General features: G+C 69.3%; 9 protein-coding genes. 6 read left to right on the forward strand and 3 right to left on the reverse strand.

Annotated elements, in window-relative coordinates; genetic code table 11:
- Window positions 1-27 precede the first annotated feature (27 nt).
- The 5 genes from WME83_RS02310 to WME83_RS02330 all read left to right on the forward strand — a co-directional run bounded on the left by WME83_RS02310 (window position 28) and on the right by WME83_RS02330 (window position 10,572).
- Entirely contained in the window at window positions 28-1,986 is a 1,959-nt protein-coding gene (locus tag WME83_RS02310) for a protein kinase domain-containing protein (protein ID WP_437317627.1), read from the forward strand.
- Window positions 1,987-1,994: 8 nt separating this feature from the next.
- Window positions 1,995-3,716 carry an ATP-binding protein gene (locus WME83_RS02315; protein ID WP_437317628.1) on the forward strand — a complete coding sequence of 574 codons (1,722 nt, stop codon included), beginning with the start codon at window positions 1,995-1,997 and terminating at the stop codon, window positions 3,714-3,716.
- 232 nt (window positions 3,717-3,948) lie between these two features.
- Window positions 3,949-8,025, forward strand: coding sequence for a TOMM system kinase/cyclase fusion protein (locus tag WME83_RS02320; protein ID WP_437317629.1), 4,077 nt, complete (start codon window positions 3,949-3,951; stop codon window positions 8,023-8,025).
- Window positions 8,026-8,069: 44 nt separating this feature from the next.
- A complete protein-coding gene (locus tag WME83_RS02325; protein WP_437317630.1) occupies window positions 8,070-8,459 on the forward strand; it encodes a hypothetical protein in 390 nt (129 codons plus the stop codon).
- A 154-nt stretch (window positions 8,460-8,613) separates the two neighbouring features.
- Window positions 8,614-10,572, forward strand: a complete 1,959-nt coding sequence (locus WME83_RS02330; protein WP_437317631.1) for a RiPP maturation radical SAM C-methyltransferase — start codon at window positions 8,614-8,616, stop codon at window positions 10,570-10,572.
- 33 nt (window positions 10,573-10,605) lie between these two features.
- Here the strand turns inward: WME83_RS02330 and WME83_RS02335 are convergent, their stop codons facing one another.
- Together WME83_RS02335 and WME83_RS02340 are read right to left on the reverse strand one after the other, a co-directional pair.
- Window positions 10,606-11,769: an amidohydrolase family protein gene (locus WME83_RS02335; RefSeq protein ID WP_437317632.1), complete on the reverse strand. Its 1,164-nt coding sequence runs from the start codon at window positions 11,767-11,769 to the stop codon at window positions 10,606-10,608.
- Between the two features lie 24 nt (window positions 11,770-11,793).
- Window positions 11,794-13,983 (reverse strand): TOMM precursor leader peptide-binding protein, encoded by a 2,190-nt coding sequence (locus WME83_RS02340; protein ID WP_437317633.1) that lies wholly within the window; start codon window positions 13,981-13,983, stop codon window positions 11,794-11,796.
- 163 nt (window positions 13,984-14,146) lie between these two features.
- On the opposite strand from WME83_RS02340, the gene WME83_RS02345 reads away from it, so the two are divergent.
- Complete coding sequence (locus WME83_RS02345) at window positions 14,147-15,805, forward strand: S53 family peptidase (protein ID WP_437317634.1); 1,659 nt, start codon at window positions 14,147-14,149, stop codon at window positions 15,803-15,805.
- Window positions 15,806-15,965: 160 nt separating this feature from the next.
- On the opposite strand, the gene WME83_RS02350 is transcribed toward WME83_RS02345, so the two are convergent.
- Window positions 15,966-17,387: an IS701 family transposase gene (locus WME83_RS02350; protein ID WP_437313514.1), complete on the reverse strand. Its 1,422-nt coding sequence runs from the start codon at window positions 17,385-17,387 to the stop codon at window positions 15,966-15,968.
- Window positions 17,388-17,874: the final 487 nt, after the last annotated feature.

Here is a 17,874-nt window from a genome sequence, read left to right on the forward strand (position 1 = left end):
CCGGGAGCGCGCCACCTCGCGATGACCATGTCGAACCGGACGATTGCGCGGAAGTACACGCTGATACGTGAGATTGGCCGCGGTGGGATGGGCGTCATCTGGGAGGCGCTCGACCAGGCGCTCCGCCGGCCCGTGGCGCTCAAGGTGATGACGCCCGAGCACGTCACCTCCAGCACGGCGCGGCGCCGCTTCGAGCAAGAGGCGATGGCGATCGCCCGGCTCCGGAACGAGCACATCGTCCAGATCCATGACTATGGTATCGACGAGGATTGCCCTTACATCGTGATGGAGCTCCTCGAAGGAGAGGACCTCGAGGGCAGGCTCGTCCGCGAGCGGCAGCTCTCGCCGTCGGCCACGCTCGCCCTGCTCCGGCAGATCGCCGTCGGCCTCCAGGCGGCGAGCTCCGCGGGGATCGTCCACCGCGATCTGAAGCCGGCGAACGTCTTCATGGCCCGGAAGGAGCCCGGGGAGTGCGTGAAGCTCCTCGATTTCGGCGTGGTGTGGACGGTCTTCGAGCGGTCGGACGAAGAGGCGCAGCGGGCGGCGGCCGGCAAGACCCTCGGGACGCCGTCGTACATGAGCCCCGAGCAGGTGCGCGCCGTCGTGCCGAATCACCTCAGCGATCTCTGGTCGCTCGGCGTCATCGCCTACCGGGCCCTCACCGGCCGGCTCCCCTTCTCGGCGAGCGGGATCGGGGAGCTGTTCATCAGCATCTGCACCGACGCGTTCCCGCCGCCGTCGAGCCTCGTCCCCGGCCTGCTCCCCGGCTTCGACGCCTTCTTCGAGCGCGCGCTGGCGAAGGACCCGGCGCAGCGGTTCCAGTCCGCGCGCGAGTTCGTCGCGGCGTTCGCGGCCGTGACCGAGGCCAGCAGCCGGCCCACCAAGGTCCTCGTCGCCGACGACGAGCCGGACATGCAGCTCATGATGAAACTGCATTTCCGGCAGAAGATCCGCGACGGGGTCTACGAGTTCATCTTCGCCGAGAACGGTCAGGTCGCGCTCGACGAGCTCCGGCGCCACCCCGACATCGACGTCATCTTGACCGACATCAAGATGCCCGTGATGGATGGACTCACGTTCCTCGGTCGCGTCCCGGAGGTGAACCCGTTCGCGAAGACGGTGATGATGTCGGCCTATGGCGACATGGGCAACATCCGGTGCGCGATGAACCAGGGGGCGTTCGACTTCCTGCTCAAGCCGATTCATCGCGCCGATCTCGAGGCGACCATCGACAAGACGGTCAAGCACGTGGCGGAGCTGCGGAGGAACGCCCGCTCGGACGAGGAGAACAAGATCCTCCGCCAGTACACGAGCGCGGCGCTGGTCGAGCGGATCCGGGCGATGGGGCCTGCCATCGCGCTCGCGAGCGAGGCGGTCATGTCCACGGTGGCCTTCATCGGCGTCTTCCAGTTCACGCCCGTGATCAAGGAGAAGCTGCCCGGCGAGGCCATGAGGCTGCTCAGGGCCAACTTCGAGGTGATCGTGCCGGAGCTCGTGGCGAAAGGGGGAGTCGTGGACAAGTTCCTCGGCGACGCCGTGATGGCGGTGTTCCAGGGCCCGGAGCACCTGTCGAGGGCGCTCGGCGCGTGCGTGGCCGTCCGCGCCCAGATGGCGGTGGTGGCGCGCCGCGCCGGCGAGGGCTCGCCCTACACGCAGGGTATCTGCATCGGGCTGTCCTCGGGGCAGGTGCTCGCCGGCAGCGTGGGCTCTCAGGCGTACGGCCGGCTCGACTACACGGTGCTCGGCGAGGCCGTCGACGCCGCCGCGCACCTCGCCAGGGCGGCGCTGCCGGGAGAGATCCTCGTCGGCGCGGCGGTCCACGAGGCCGCGCAGGAGCTGTTCGACTTCGAAGAGGTCGGCGCGAGGAGCCTCCTGCCGGACGCTCCTCCCGTGAGCGTCTTCAACGTGGTGCGACGCGATCGGGCCGCCCTCCCCATGAATTGCGAGCCGACCGTGCGTATCGCCACGACTACCACCATGCGATAGGTCGAGCCGTGCCGACGCTCATCCACAACCCCGGCGGTCCTGAGGAGCAGGTCTTCTTCATCGGAGGCGCCTCCGTCACCATCGGCCGCGCGGAGGATCAGGCGATCTGCATCCCGCACAGGAGCCTGTCGCGCAGCCAGGCGCGGATCGAGCTGTCCGAGGGCAAGTTCTTCATCGTCGATCTGCAGAGCAAGAACGGCACGTTCGTGAACGGCGCGCGGGTCCAGCGCAGAGAGCTCCGGAGCGGCGACACCATCACGCTGGGCGATCTGGACCTCTTGTTCACGGTGGACGCCGAAGCGTCGACGGAGGCGTCGCTCCGGCCGCAGGCGATCCGGCCCCTGACGCACACCTCGATCAGCAAGCTCGTGGGGGACACGAAGCCCGGCCGCGCCGGGGGGCCGAGCGCGGAGGCTCGGCTACAGATCCTGATCGAGGTCGCCAAGCTGCTCCCGGTCTCCGATGACATCGACACCCTGCTCCACAAGGTCCTCGATCTCATCGTTCAGATCCTCGACGTGGACCGCGGGGTCATCCTGCTCGTCAACGAGGCGACGGGGCAGCTCGAGCGGCGCGCGGTGAGGACGTCGCGGCGCTCGCCGGACGACGAGCCGATCTTCAGCCAGAACATCGTCGACTACGTGCTGCGCAACAGCGTGGCGGCGCTGTTCGCCGACGCCGTGCTCGACCCGCGCCTCGGCGCGGCGCGCTCCGTGGTCGCCCAGTCGATCCGAGCCTCGATGTGCGTCCCGCTCAAGCCCAAGGACGACATCATCGGCGTGCTTTACGTCGACAACCTCAGCGCGGCGCACGTCTTCACCGAGCCGGATCTGGACTTCCTCGTCGCGTTCGCGAGCCAGGCCGCCGTCGCCGTGAAGAACGCGTCGCTGTACCGGCGCCTCGAGCGCGAGACGGTGGAGCGCATGCAGCTCGTGCTGGACGCGAAGCTCGCGTCGCTCAGCGGGGTGGTCGTGGGGATCGCCCACGAGATCCGCAATCCGCTGAATTTCATGAACAACTTCGCCGATATCGCCGCCGAGCTGGCCCAGGATTTGACCGAGGGCCTGCGCGCGCAGGAGGCGCGGCTCGATCCCGGGGGGCGCGCGCGGATCGAGGAGAACCTGGCCCAGCTGCGCGACAGCATGGCCCGGGTCACCGAGCACGGCCGGCGCGCGGACGCGATCATCAAGCGGATGCTCCAGCACGCCCGGCGTCCGTCGGGCGAGCGCGCGCTGGCCGATCTGAACGCGGTGGTGGACGAGAGCGTGCGGCTCGCGCTCGCGGGGGCGCACGGCGGCGACCTCGATGTGCGCGTCGACGCGGCCTACGATCCGGGGCTCGCGCCGGTGGAGATGGCGACGCTCGACATGGGGCGGGTGTTCCTCAACGTCGTCGACAACGCGCTCTATGCGATGCGGCAGAAGAAGCGCGAGCGCGGGGCGGGTTATGCGCCGGAGCTCAGCGTCCGCACCGCGGATCGGGGCGATCACGTCGAGGTGCGCATTCGGGACAACGGGATGGGGATACCCAAGAACGTCGGAGCGCAGATGTTCGAGCCGTTCTTCACGACGAAGCCGCCCGGACACGGAACGGGGCTGGGGCTGTCGTTGAGCCGCGAAATCGTGGCGCAGGGGCACCAGGGGGCGATGCGGGTGGACAGCGAGGAGGGGGAGTATACCGAGCTCGTGATCACGCTGCCGAAGGCGGCCGGCGCGCCGCCTCGGAGCTGACGTAGGCCGCTTCTCGCACGACACACGCAGCCGGCGGACGCCAGCGCCGCGGCGCCGACGCTGGCCGAGCGGACACGCGGACGGCGCGCTCCCGCCCCAGCGTCGCCCGGAGCCGCCGGGGGGCAAGCTCGCCCCGGGCTGCTCCGACCGGGGGCGAGCGCTGCGTCGCGTCCACAATCGATCCGCCCCCCAAGGCACAGAAAGTAGGATATCCTGGAATTGGATCAGGCAGATGTCAGACACGGTGCAGACCATCAGCGCGGCGCTCCAGGGGCGGTACGAGCTCCAGAGCCCCCTCGGCGAGGGCGGCTTCGGCACCGTCTACAAGGCTCGGCAGAGCGCCACGGGGCAGTCCGTCGCCATCAAGGTGCTGCGCCTGCCGGACGGCGACCGCGCGGCGCAGGCGGAGGAGCGGCGCATCGCGCGCTTCCACCGCGAGATGCAGCTCTGCGGGCAGATGCACCATCCGAACATCGTGCGCCTCGTCGACTCTGGACAGGCGGACGGCGGCGTCGTCTATTCGGTCTTCGAGTTCCTGCCCGGGAAGAACCTCGCGGAGGTGCTCGCGACCGAGGGCCGCCTGGATCCGAGCGAGGCGCGCCACCTGATGATCCAGGTGCTCGACGCGCTCGCCTGCGCGCACGGCGCGGGCGTCGTCCATCGTGACCTCAAGCCGGCGAACATCATGATCGTCCCCACGGGCGCGCGGCGGAACGCCGTGGTCCTGGATTTCGGGATCGGCGCGCTCACGCAGGAGGCGCGCCTCGAGGGGGAGGCGCGGATCACCCAGACCCACGAGTCGGTGGGCACGCCGTCCTACGCGGCGCCGGAGCAGCTCCGCGGGCAGCCCTCGACGGCGCGATCCGATCTGTATGCCTGGGGCCTGGTGTTCCTGGAGTGCCTGACCGGCAAGCGCGTGATCGAGGGGGCGACCGCCGCCGAGGTCATCTTGAAGCAGGTCTCCGCCGATCCGATCCCGATCCCGCCGGCGATCGCCGAGCACCCGGTCGGGGCGCTGCTGCGGCGCGTGACGGCCAAGGATCCCGCGGCGCGCGAGGCCACGGCGGAGTCGCTGCTGCGCGAGCTCGAGGCCTGCGACGTCAGCGGGCTGCGCGTCACGAGCGGGCACGTGCGGATCCAGCCGTCCCCCTCCGACGCGAAGACGGCGACGATCGCCATGACCAGCGCGGCACCCGCGGCGCCCTCGCAGCGGCTCGTCGAGGGCGAGCGCCGGCAGATCACCGCGCTGTGCTGCAACCTCACGGCGACCGGCGCCGGGCCGAAGGCCGCCGACATCGAGGAGCTCGACCACGTCCTCGGCCTCCAGCAGGAGGCCTGCGCCGAGATCGCGCAGCGCTTCGGCGGCCACGTCGCGGGGGCGCTCGGGGACGCGGTGCTCTTCTATTTCGGCTACCCGTCGGCGCGCGAGGACGACGCCCGGCGCGCGGCCCGCGCCGCCCTCGCGATGGTCGAGGAGATGGCGCGGCGCAGCGCGGCGCTCGCAGCCGAGCGCAAGGTGCGGGTCGAGCTGCGCGCCGGGATCCACACCGGCCTCGTGGTGGCGCGCGAGCTGCGCGAGCCGGCGACGTCCGGGCTCGGTTACGTGGTGGGCTCGACGCCGAAGCTGGCGGCCCGCCTGAGCGCGTTGGCCGAGCCCGGGGGCGTGCTGGTCAGCGGCGGCACGCAGCGGCTGCTCCGGAAGCAGCTCCTGCTCGAGGAGACCGGCATCCGCGTGGCGGACGACGCCACCACGCCGGTGGAGGTCTTCACGCTGCACGCGGGCGATCCCACGACCGGCCTCTCGCAGGTGCCCCTGGTGGGCCGCGCGCGGGAGCTCGACGCGCTGCTCGAGCGCTGGGCCCGGGCGCGCGGCGGCGCGGGACAGGCCGTGCTGATCGGCGGCGAGCCGGGGATCGGCAAATCGCGCCTCGCCCGCGAGCTCCGCGACCAGCTCGCCGCCGAGCCCCACACCTGGCTCGAGTGCCGCTGCACGCCGGAGGGGACGAACAGCGCGTTCCATCCGGTCGTCGAGCTCCTGGATCGCCTGCTCGACCCGAGGCGCGAGGCGAGCGCGGAGGAGAAGGCGCGCAAGCTGGAGGAGCTGCTCTCCCTCTACGGCTTCGAGCTCGCCGAGGCGATGCCGCTGTTCGCGCCGCTGCTCTCGCTCGCGCTCCCCCCGAGGTGGGCGCCGCTCGACGTGTCGCCGCAGAAGCAGCGCGAGCTCCTGCGCGTGGCGGTGCTCTCGCTGCTCTTCGAGATGGCCGAGAAGCAGCCGGTCGTGCTGCTCGTCGAGGATCTGCACTGGGCCGACCCGAGCACGATGGAGCTCGTGGCCCAGCTCGTCGCCGAGGTGGGCTCGGCGCGGGTGCTGGCGCTCTTCGCGGCGCGCCCGGAGCTCGCGCCGCCGTGGCCCGCGTCGGCCGTGCTGCACCTGCGGATCGAGCGCCTCGGCCGCGCGGAGGTCGAGCAGCTCGCGATGCGGGTGACCGGCGGCCGGCCGCTGCCGGCGGAGGTGCTCGCGGCGCTCGCGGAGCGCACGGACGGCGTGCCGCTCTTCGTCGAGGAGCTCTTGCTGACGATGATCGGGGGCGGCGCGCTGGTCGAGCGCGAGGGCGGCTACGCGCTCGCGGGGCCGCTCGCGGGGCTGTCGATCCCCGGGACGCTGCGCGATCTGCTGGTGGCGCGCCTCGATCGGCTGGGCCGGGCCAAGGAGACGGCGCAGATCGCGGCGGCGATCGGGCGGGAGCTGTCGTTCGAGCTGCTGCGCGCGGTGAGCCCGCTCGGCGAGGCCGAGGTGCAGGAGGACCTCGACAGGCTGGTGGCCGCGGAGCTCCTGCAGCGGAAGCGGCGGCTCCGCAACCCGACGTACCTGTTCCGGCACGCGCTGGTGCGCGACGCGGCCTACGACTCGATGCTGAAGCGGTCGCGGCGGGAGGTGCACGCGCGGATCGCGAAGGCGCTGGAGGAGAGGTTCCCGGAGACGGTGAGCGAGCGGCCGGAGCTGCTCGCGCACCACCACGCCGAGGCGGAGCAGAAGCGGGAGGCGTTCGGGTACCTCCTCAAGGCCGCGGTGGGCGGGCTGCAACGGTCGTCCTACCGCGAGGCCCTCTCCCAGGTCGGGATCGGCCTCTCATGGCTGGACGCCATCGACGACGAGCAGCAACGCGCGGAGGCGGAGCTCACCCTGAATGGCGTGCTGATACCGCTCTTGATGCTGAGCGAAGGCTACGGATCGCCAAGGCTCGTGGCCGCCGCCGGTCGCTCTCTGGAGATCATCGACACGATTGGCGAGAGCCCGCTCACCTTCCCTTCGCTATGGGCAAACTCGAGCTATTACCACGTGCGGGGAGAGCGGGAGAGCGCCCTCACGCTCGCAGAGCGCCTCGTCGAAACGGCGGAGCGCGGCGGCGACGTCGGTCAGCAGGCCATGGCCCGCTCCTCGCTGGGCTCGTGCCTCTGGATCGACGGTCGGCCCGAGGAGGCTCGCGCTCAGCTCGAGAGGGGCATCGCCCTCTACGACACGACCGCGCACCGGACGCTCAGCTATGCCTACGGCTTCGACCCGAAGGCGGGCTGCCACATGTTCCTCGGCGCGGCGCTCTGGTTCCTGGGCTACCCGGATCAGGCGCTGGCGCAGGTGGAGCTCGCGATGCAGTGGTCTCGTGAGCTCCGCAACGCCAGCAACCTCGGCCTGGCGCTGATTTACACAGCGATGATCCGTCACTTGCGTCAAGAGCGACAGGAGGCCCTCGCGGCCAGCGAGCAGCTCCTGGAGCTGGCCGAGCGTCACGGGCTCGGCTTCCTGAATGTCTATGCGGCCGTGTTCCGCGGCTGGGCGACGCGCCAGGTCGAGGACGCGAGCCGGATACTGGCGCGCCATGAGGAGACAGGGCAGCTGCTCGGGATCTCCTATTATCGCTCGCTGCTCGCCGAGGCAGAGATGGCCCTCGGGAGGTACGACGACGCCCTCCGCAGGATCGACGGCTGCCTTGAGCTCGTGAGGGATACAGGCGAGCGGTATTACCTCGCAGAGCTGCTCCGATTGAAGGGCCTCTGCCTGCTCGCGCAGGGCGGCGCGGCGCAGCGGTCCGAGGAGTGCTTCCTGGAGGCGATCGCCATCGCGCAGTCACAGAAGGCGAAGATGCCCGAGCTCCAGGCGACCGTCGCGCTCTGCCGGCTCTGGAAGGAGCGAGGGCGGACCGAGGAGGCGCGCGATCGGCTGACCGCCGTCGCGGGCTGGTTCGAGGAGGGAGCCGGAACAGCCGCCCTCTCGGCGGCTCAGGAGCTCATGCAAGAACTGCGCGCTTGAAGCGCGCTGGGCTGGCGAACACGATAACATCAGGGTGGCATCTCATGTCGAACAAGGAACAAGGCTCACGTCATCGAGTGGGGGCTGTGACCCTCGACGCGCTGCAGGCGCTGGAGGAGTGGAACCTCGCATGGATGAAGGCCGTCGCGCGCGTATGGAGTGACCCCAGCAAGTACGAGGATGCGCTGAAGGAAGACCCCCGCAGCTTCCTGAAGAGGCACTGCGATTACGAGCTGCCTGTCAACATGACCCTGGAGGTGAAAGGGTCCACCCAGCGCGACGAGGGGGCGCCCCCGGGCACGGCGGACGAGATCCCCATGCCTGATATGCATATCACCGTGTGGCTCCCGAAGCGACCGGATCAGATTGAGGATGGCCCTGTAGCGCTGATAGATTATCTCAAGCATCGCGGTTATCCCTGCTTCTGTTGTTGAACGCCGGCCGCCTTCCGCTCCGACCAGCCGCGCCCGCCCGTGTCGCCCGCTGCACCATGGAGTGCTGATGCGTGATCGGTAGCCTGCCGGGTCGGTTCACGAGGACCCTTTGACCGCCCCCTCGATCTCACCGGTTCGCGCGACGTTCCACCCCATGCCGCTCGATCTCACCGGGCTCGTCCACGCGCCGGACGCCCTGCTGATCGTTCCTCCGTTCGCCGCGCTCGATTTCCCGCACCTCGGGCTCCACCTGTTGCAGGGCAGGGCGAGGAAGGCCGGGTTCAAGGTGGAGGTGCTCTATGCGGGGATGTTCCTGGCGCGCGAGATCGCCCGGCCGGTCTACGATGCCCTCAGCGACGCCGTGACGCTCCACTGGTCCGGGGGTCGTGTCTTCAGCAACATGCTGGGCGAGCGCATATTCGCGCGCGCCGCGTACGACGTGCCGCTGCTGGGCCGCCGCTCGGAGGAGAAGCTCTCGTCGATCCGGCTGGAGGCTGGCTACGGGCGCAAGCATTGCATCATCGACTACGATGAGCTCGCGCGGATCGCCGCGCACGCCGAAGGCTGGCTCGAGCGCTTCGTGCAGGCCGTCGTGGAGCTCGACGCCCCGGTGATCGGGTGCACCACGGTGTTCGAGCAGACGGCGTCCGCGATCGCCATCCTGCGGGGGATCAAGCGGCACGCGCCCGAGGCTACGACCATCATCGGCGGCGCGAACTGCGCCGGCGACATGGCCCAGGGGATCAGCGCGCTGAGCCCGGCCATCGACTTCGTGTTCTCCGGCGAGTGCGAAGAGGTCTTCCCTGCGTTCCTCGCGGGCGCGCACAGAGGCCAACGCGTCATTCGCGGTGAGCCCTGCATGGACCTCGACGCGCTGCCGATCCCCGATTATGCCGGCTACTTCCGGCAGCGCGGCCATTGCCTCGAAGATGACGCTCGCTCCCGCGATCTCATCGCGCTGTCCCACGAGAGCAGCAGGGGATGCTGGTGGGGGCAGAAGCATCATTGTACGTTCTGCGGCGTGGCCACGATGCAATACCGGGAGAAGTCGGCTGACCGAGTGATCGAGGAGCTCGGGGCGCTGACGCTCGAGTACCCGGGCACCCGGGTCCACAACGTGGACGACATCATGCCATATTCGTACTTCAAGAGCGTGCTGCCACGCCTGCCGACGGAGATCCCGGGCCTGAGGATGTTCTATGAGCAGAAGGCGAACCTCACGCTCGAGAAGGTCATCGCGCTCACGAGAGCCGGCGCGGACATCGTGCAGCCGGGGATCGAGGCGCTCTCGAGCCCGCTCTTACGTCGAATGGACAAGGGCCTCCTCGCGCGCCACAACATCGCGCTACTCCGCTATGCACGCTCGACATACCTGAACCTGATCTGGGGGCTCCTGTTCGGATTCCCTGGGGATCGTCCCGCGGATTATGAGCTCTACCTGAAGCTGTTGCCGCTCCTGCACCACCTGGAGCCCCCCAGGATATTCATGCCGCTCTCTCTGTTCCGCTTCAGCCCTTACTGGAGGTCTCCGGAGCGGTACGGGATCAGGAACCTTCGGCCCGCGGAGTTCTACTCCGACCTTCTGCCCGAAGGCGCGAACGCGGACCTGCTGGCGTATTACTTCGATGGAGACTTCGAGAGCGTGGCTACGGATCACCCCGAGCTCATCGCCGCCATCGATCGAGAAGTTCGGGCCTGGAACGCGCGCTGGGTGCCGGGGAGCGGCGGGCCGCCGCTCCTCGCGGTGAGCCGGGAGGCGTCCGGCGCTTATCTGCTCATCGATACGAGGGACCTGCCCGGCGGCGCTCCCAGGCAGACGCTCGACCGTGATCAGGCAGCCGCCGTGCTCGTTGGGCGTCCCCTCGCTTCCCTGGGGCCCCTCGCCGCGAAGATCGACTGGGCGACGGCGGCCGGGTACGCCGTCGCGATGGACGGATGGCATGTTCCGCTGGCGACCGCCCAGCCCGGCCTGCTCCTGGAGCTCGAGCGGGAGCTGGGACCGGGCGCGGAGCTGCAGACGGCGGTGGACGACGCGCCGGAGCCCCAGATCCTCGTGAGCCCCGAGGCGCTCCGGCGCGTCGGGGCTCGCAAGCTCGATCCACCAAGCTCCTGAGCTGAGCGCCCTCCGGCGCCCGTCGCCCGTGGCTCACCCGGCGCGCCCGCACCATCGGGCCGCGTTGTCCCACAGCATTTTCCGGACCGTGTCCGGAGGGAGGCGACCTCGAAGCGCGAGGGCGCGATCGACGACACGATCATCGTGATCGAGGTGAGGAAAATCGGTGCCGAAGATCAGGTGATCCTCGCCGATATACCGCAGCACGTCGGGCAGGTAAGGCTCCTCGGGCTCGAAGGCGACGACCCCCTGTCGTCGGAAATACGCGGACGGCGGCTGGACGACGTTGGCCGCGACCTCGCCTGCCATGTGCTTGTATTCGACTTCATCGAGGCGCCAGAGCCAGTACGGGAGCCAGCCGCAGCCGGCCTCGAGGAAGGCTACGCGCAGCCCCGGGTGTCGCTCGAGCACCCCGCCCTCGATGAGCGCGAGCATCGCCATCATCTGCTCCATGGGGTGGGAGCAGGCATGCAGGGCGAAGCGGGTCTCGAACCGATCCGCCCCGGCGCTGGGCGAACGCGCGTGCGTCCCCTCGTGGATCGCGACCGCGATCGAGCGCTCCTCACACTCGGCCCAGAAAGGCTCATAATCCGGGTGCCCCAGGGTCCGCCCCTCGATAGGGTTCGGCCTGAGCATGACGACCTTCCATCCATACGCCGCGATGCGGTCGAGCTGCGCCACCATGCTGGCAGGGTCGTGCGGGCTGATCAGGCCCACCGCCCAGAGACGCTCGGGATCACGAGCGCAGAAATCCCGGAGCCACGCGTTGTACGCCGCGGCGAGGGCCGACGCGAGGCGCGGCTCGAGCCGGTCGATGCCCATCAGGTAGAGCGTGAAGGTCGGATACAGGAGCGCGGCGTCGATGCCCGACCGGTCCATCGCGAGGAGCTGAGCTTCCGGGCGCGCGCCCGCCGCCATCAGCTCGGCTCTGCGGGAGCTCGCCCACGCGAGCTCCACGCGCGCCCGCTCCGAGAGCTTGCGCCACACCGGCTCTCCCTGGAGCATCGGGGTCGGCAGGGGAGGGAGCAGCCCCTTCGCGCCGAACCGACCCAGCCTCGACGCCAGCGTCTCCGCCGCGCCGGCGTCCACGAGGTAGGGGGCCTGCGCCGCGAACTCCGGGTCGAGGTACTCGCTCCACATCTCGATAGGCTCGATCACGTGGCGATCCGCGTCGAGGATCCTGAAACCATCACGCATGGACGTCCTCGCGTCGTCGGCCGCTCACCCGAGGAGGTGCACCGGGTTGAGCTCCTCCTCGGCCCGCGGTCGCTCCAGCCAACCCTCGCGTACCGGGACCTGATAGAGCCGCCCGGGGCCGAAGCGGGGCCAGTAGTGGCGCAGCCCAGGTACGACGACCTTCACGACGCAGAGCCCGATGTCCGGCCGGGTCTGGTCGAGCACCATCGTCTCCAGCCCCACTCGCTCCGCCCGGGCCACGCACTCCTCCACCGCGGTGAGGATGTCTCCCGCCTCGAAGGCGGGATAATCTGCGCGCGCGCGCGGCGCCATCGCAGGGCTCGGATAAAGGTAGAAAGGATCGCGGACTGCGCTCGAGTCCCATAGCGGCGAAGCGCGGAGAGACGGATCGAAGATCTGATTGAGCTCCGTCAAGGCCCTGGAGATCCCGACCCTCGCATCGAGGTGACAGCCGAACCCAGGGTAGAAATGAGCGCCGTCGGGGCCCTCGGCGAGCGCGACGAAGGAGGGGATCTCGAGGTCGTGGGTGAGATCCAGCACCCGCACGGACCAGCCGAGCTTCCGGTAATGTTCCTCGAGGGCGAAGAAGAACGGATCCTCGAAGCTAGCCAGATCCACGCGCGGCCGCTGGACGCGATTGTACCACCAGACGGCCACGGCGTCGCGCTCCACGAGCTCGAGGTATCCTTGCAGGATCGCCTCCTCGAGGCAGTTGCCCGCGGCGTTCCCGTTGGAATTGAAGGGGCAGCACTGTTCGTCACGCCGGACCGGAGCGTTGAGGTAGCAGTACTCCGTCGGTACATAGCGGTGTCTCTTCTCGGTGAGCGACCAGACCGGGCTCCACTCGATCGGGGTCCTCTCGTCGAACCGAGGCGGGACGAGCAGCCGTGCGTCACGCGTCCTCGCGTTCGTCACCTCGCGCGCCCGGTATTGCGAGTCGCTGATGCCCTGGAGCAGCTGCGGGTGAACCGCGCCGTCGCCGAGCTCGTCGAGGCGCGCGCGCACGCGCGGCTCATCTCCCTGGAAGATGGCGCAGTGACGCTCGATGGCCTCACAGAGCGCGCTGGCGCGGGCCTGCGCCGGCGTGCGGCCCTTGCCGGAGCTCGTCCGGTGGAAGTCGTCCAGCGAAGGCGCGTCGTGCAGCGGACGGACGCGGAACGATGCCTGATACACCGTCCGCGGCGGGCCCTCGCATCCAGGCAAGGGGCCGAGGCTGCCGACCACGCCCGTGAGAGGGCTGATGAGGTGGCGGTGACGAGAGTACGTCTCCTCGGGAGAGAGCGCGCGATACCCGCCGTCGTCGTCGCCGTCGGCGTGGCTGGGGCGTCGCTCGAACTCCAGCGGCGCGCGCGCGCGCCTCTGCAGCATCTCGGGGTCTCCGCAGGCGCGGCACTGCGGTCGTCGCGTGACAGCGTGCTCCGAGACCTGGAGGCTGCCGGCGTCGAGGGTGAAGAGGTGGTCGACGATCGAGCCTCCTTTCTCCACGATCCATCGCGACAGGGCGAGCGCCGAGAGCTCGATCCCGGCGCGGATGCTGGGCTCGATCCCGGCGCGCGGCGCCGCGGGCGCCGCCGCGACCCCGCGGCGGAGCGAGAGGTAGCCCTCGACCGGGCGGTTGACTCGCAGCCAGTGCGCCATGCACTCCCAGCAGGCGCCGCCCGGCTGGAGCACCGGTCCCCACCACGGCGAACGCCCCGTGGGTTTGACGGGGAACCATGCGTATCCGCCGGACAGCGCCTCGAGGTTCCATGCGGCGAGCTCGGCAGCCAGGTAGTCCTCCGTGAGGACTACCCACAGGCCCGCGCGCTCGTCCACGAGGAGCCCCGCGCGCTCGAGCGCCTCGACGAGGGGCCTGGGATCCACCCCGTGCGGGCTCCGGATCGCGACCGCCGTCCGTTTCAGCCGCTCCGCTGCGAGCCGCGCATCGGCGCCGAGTGACTGCCAGAATGCCGTGGCCTCCGGAGCGAGGGCGGCGACGGCCTCCGCCAGGTAGCCTCGCTGCTCCAGGGTCGAGAGCGCCCAGTACACCTCCGCCGGCGAGACCTGCCCAGCCAGGGCAGTGACGATCTCCCGCTCCGCCCGCGTCCCGTCGAGCAACGGCGCGAGGAGCGCGTAGACGCGCCCGCGCAGCATGAACCTCTCCTGCTCGCCGACGAGGAAGACCCGCTCCTCGTCCAGCGGCTCGACCCGAAGGTGAAGCTTGAATCCGACCACGCTACGGGCATACCGTAAGCCGTTGTCGTGCCCACCGTCAACCGAGAAGCACGGCCAATCCTGGGCGGGGGCGGCCCTGGAGCACGAGCCTGCGGCGGGTTCGTCGTTGGACGCGCCGGGAGCATGGCATGCAAACCACGGCCCCACAGAAACAAAGGCAATCATGAGCGAAGCAGCGAGCACCGTTCAGGTCACCCTCATCCTCCGCACACGCGAACAGCTCCCGTCGGTGGATGCTGTCTGCCGTTTCCCGCCCTCGAGGGCGGCGCACGACGATCCGGATGAGCTCCCCCCGCCCGGCCATCTCTCGTATGACCAGCTCAAGGCGAAATACGGAGCTGACGACGACGCGCTCCATGCGGTGGGCCGCTTTGTCGCTCAGTACAAACTGCGCGTGGTGGACGGCGACAGCCACATCGATGACGGCGGCAAGCTCGCGGGCGCCGCGGAGCTGAAGGCTGAAGTGACGCTCGAGGGCCCCGAGGTCGTGTTCAAGGATGTGGAGAGCCGTGTCGTCGGTGTGCTTCATGTCCTCCGCTCGACGACGGCCCCGAGGATGTCCCCGCGCCGCGTGTCGCTCACCTCGCTCCTCTCGAGCCCTCGCCCGGGACACGACAAGGAAGGCGGGACGAGCGGTGATCCTGCGAGCATTTCAGCGAGGCGCGTTGCCGAGGTCTACCGATACCCGCCAGCGTCGAAGTTCATCGTCGAGCCGCGTCCCTGCATCGGGATCGTCGAGATGGGCGGCCAGCTCAGGTCGGCTGATGTCGAAACGTACTTCAAGAGATATCCCCCGCGCCCGCACATCATCGAGTCGCCGGCCACGCCGCCGCCGCACGCTCCTGATTTCGTGTTCGATGTGCATGTCACCATGGACGCAGAGCTCGCGGGCACCGTCTGCCCGGGCGCGCAGATCGTGATCTACACCCAGGGTTCGACGAGCTTCACGCTTCAGGATTTGTACCGCGCAATATCGAGGGCGGTGTTCGACACGGTGAATGCTCCGTCCGTGCTCTCGGTCATCTGGTGCGCGCCGGAGGACTCAGGGATGACGGCGCGCGACGAGGCGCCGTTCCAGGAGCTCTTCGTCAAGGCTGCGCTCCTCGGCATCACCATTTGCGTTCCGTCCGGCGATTTCGGATCCATGAACCCGGCGCCGGAGCTTCGCAAAGGCATCCTGCTCGCAGGTCCTTATACCAGCTTCCCCGCGTCCAGCCCGCTCGTGCTGAGCTGCGGTGGCACGCGCCTCGTCGTCGAGAGGGACGGGACGTCCGCCGAGACGGTCTGGAACCAGCTAGGGGAGCTCTGGATTCTCAAGGATGATGAGGGCAAGGAGATCTACGAGGGGATCGGCATGGCGAGCGGAGGCGGAGTGAGCCGGCTCAACAAGCTCCCCTTCTATCAAGAGGGCGTCGACGCACCTACCGCGACGACGATGGTGACTCGCGACACGGTGCTTCAGCCGCTCCAGCAATTCGCCGGACGTGGGGTCCCCGATCTGGCAGCCAGCGCAGATTTATGCTCTGGATATGACATCTATTTCGATGGCAAATGGGGGGTCGGCGGCGCGACGAGCGCCGCGACGCCGGTCCTCGCCGGACTGTTCGCCCTGCTCAACCAAAAGCTGAAGCGGCGCGTGGGGTTCGTCAATCCGCGTCTGTACGCGTTGCAGCGCTCCACCGGGGAGCTCTTCCGCAGGATCACGCGTGGGAGCAACGGCGCGTACGAGGCGCACTCGGGCGTCTGGAATCCATGCACCGGCCTCGGCTCTCCGGTGGGCACCGCCATCCTCGAGGCGCTCAAGGCGTATTACGGGCCCTAGTACTACAGCCGCGGTTAGGGAGCCCGGGCGCGGGCGCGCGGCCGGTTGCGGCGGCGCCGGTAGCAACAGGCGCGAGCCTGGGCGCGCTTTCGGCGCCGCCACCTCGACCATGCCCAGCGGAACTCGGGCGAATGGGCGGGCAGCGGAAGCACCAGCTCCATCAGGCGGCGGACTTCGGGAATGCTCCAGGGCGCCAGCGTCGACGGACCGTCGCTTTCTGCGGGCGCCGTGGGCTTTTTTTCCCCGACGTGTCAAGCGCCGTCTTCTGCATGCGCTCGACGTTCTTCCCCAGCCTCGGGCGCGCCGTTTTGGGCACGAGCTCGGGGTTCATGGCCGGGGCATACGGGAAGGCGCCCTCCGCGGGAAGCTTCGCGCGCACGGAAGCCAACCACGCCAGGGCCATCATCCCGAGCGTGATGTACCGATGCCAGCTTGGCCACGAGCGGACCTCGTAGTGGTCGAGGCCGACGTCATCCTTCGCTTCCTCGAAGCACTGCTCGATCGTGTAGCGCGTGGAAGCCACGTGCGCGAGCGTTGCCAACGGCGTGGCGGCTCCGGCGTTGGACAGGTAGTAGGCCACTTCCGACGGCTTCGAGACAGAGCGGCGGGCCAGGAGCCAGAGCTCGTCGGCGGGCAAGCGCCGACGGCTGTCGACGACGCGCGCGCGGGCCCAGTCGTACTCGATGGGCCCCTTCTCGCCTTGATGGACGGCAAGGCGATGCCATTGCTTCGGCGACCACTGCGCCGCCACCTTGGCCACGGTGGAGGCGTGCGGCGCGCCCGGTGCAAGACGAGTGCGCGTGCGGCGCGGGCCACGAGGGTGTTCGCGCTCGGTAGGGGGCTCCGCGACCGCGGGTCGCCGGGGCCATACCGGCGTGCTCGAGATGACGGCGAGAACATACCGATGGCCCTGCGCGGCGATGCCGTCGCGAAGCACGGGATCGTCTCCGTAGACTTCATCGCCGGTGACCCACGCCATCGGTACACCACGCTGCCAGGCGCCATGGAGCATCTGCATCGCCAGCTGCGGCTTGGTCCGGAACGCGACATCCTCCGGAACGTGAGCGTCCTGCCTCCGCTCCGGATCGCTGCACCACGATTCTGGCAAGTAAAGACGACGATCAAGGATCACATGCCCACGTGGGCTGGTGTAGCTGAGGAACACACCGATCTGGCAGTTCTCGATCTTGCCTGCCGTCCCGCTGTATTGCCGCGCCACGCCGACGGACTTGGTGCCTTTCTTGAGGAAGCCCGTTTCGTCCAGTACACCGATGCCCTGCGGGTCGCCGAACTGCTCGATCGTGAAGTCCATCAGCAGATCGCGTGCCGCATCCGCGCTCCAGTCCGCACTGTACAGCAGCCGCTGCACGCGATCGGGCGTCGGATCTCCGATGGCCTCGGCCAGCTGCCAACCGTTCCGCCTTGCCGCCGGCCCCATCAGCGAGCGCACGTACTTGATCGCCTGCTCGCGCGGCTCGCTGCGCGCGAACAGCGTCGCGAATCGCGCGTGAAATGCCTCGAAATCTGCTGCCAGCGCGTCCCACGCGGCCGCTGCTGGCAGCTCGCTTGCCCGCGGATCCATGGGCCGATCCTGGATCCAACCCGAGCGATGTCGAGGTGCGGCTGTAGTACTAGAGCACCGATCAGCTTGAAACGCCCGAGAATGAAGAGATTCGAACCACAGAGGCACAGAGGGGAGAGAAGAGATAGAATTTTTATTCTCTTCCCTCTGTGCCCTCTGTGCCTCTCTGTGGTTCAATTTCTCGGGGTTTCAACCCGTTCGGTGTCCTAGCCGCAATCGGCGCCTGTGCCGAAGCACGGCTCGGTTCGGGGAGCGTGAGCACATCCTCCGCCCGCGCCAGTCCGCCTATCACGGGGAGGTCCTTCAGACCGCCTGCGCTCGGGCGACAGCCGCCCGGGTCGTGGACCCGCGTCGGCGCCCGCAATCCCTCGCGCAGGACGCCGGCGCTCCCACGACCTCCGCGCCAGGAGGCGGCCCGCGTCCCGCCCGGACGCGCTGCGTCCGCGGGGGACACCGGCCTCGTCGTTCCACCTGGACCCGCCTCCGT

The organism is Sorangium sp. So ce385, assembly GCF_051474135.1.
GTDB lineage: Bacteria > Myxococcota_A > Polyangia > Polyangiales > Polyangiaceae > Sorangium > Sorangium cellulosum_D.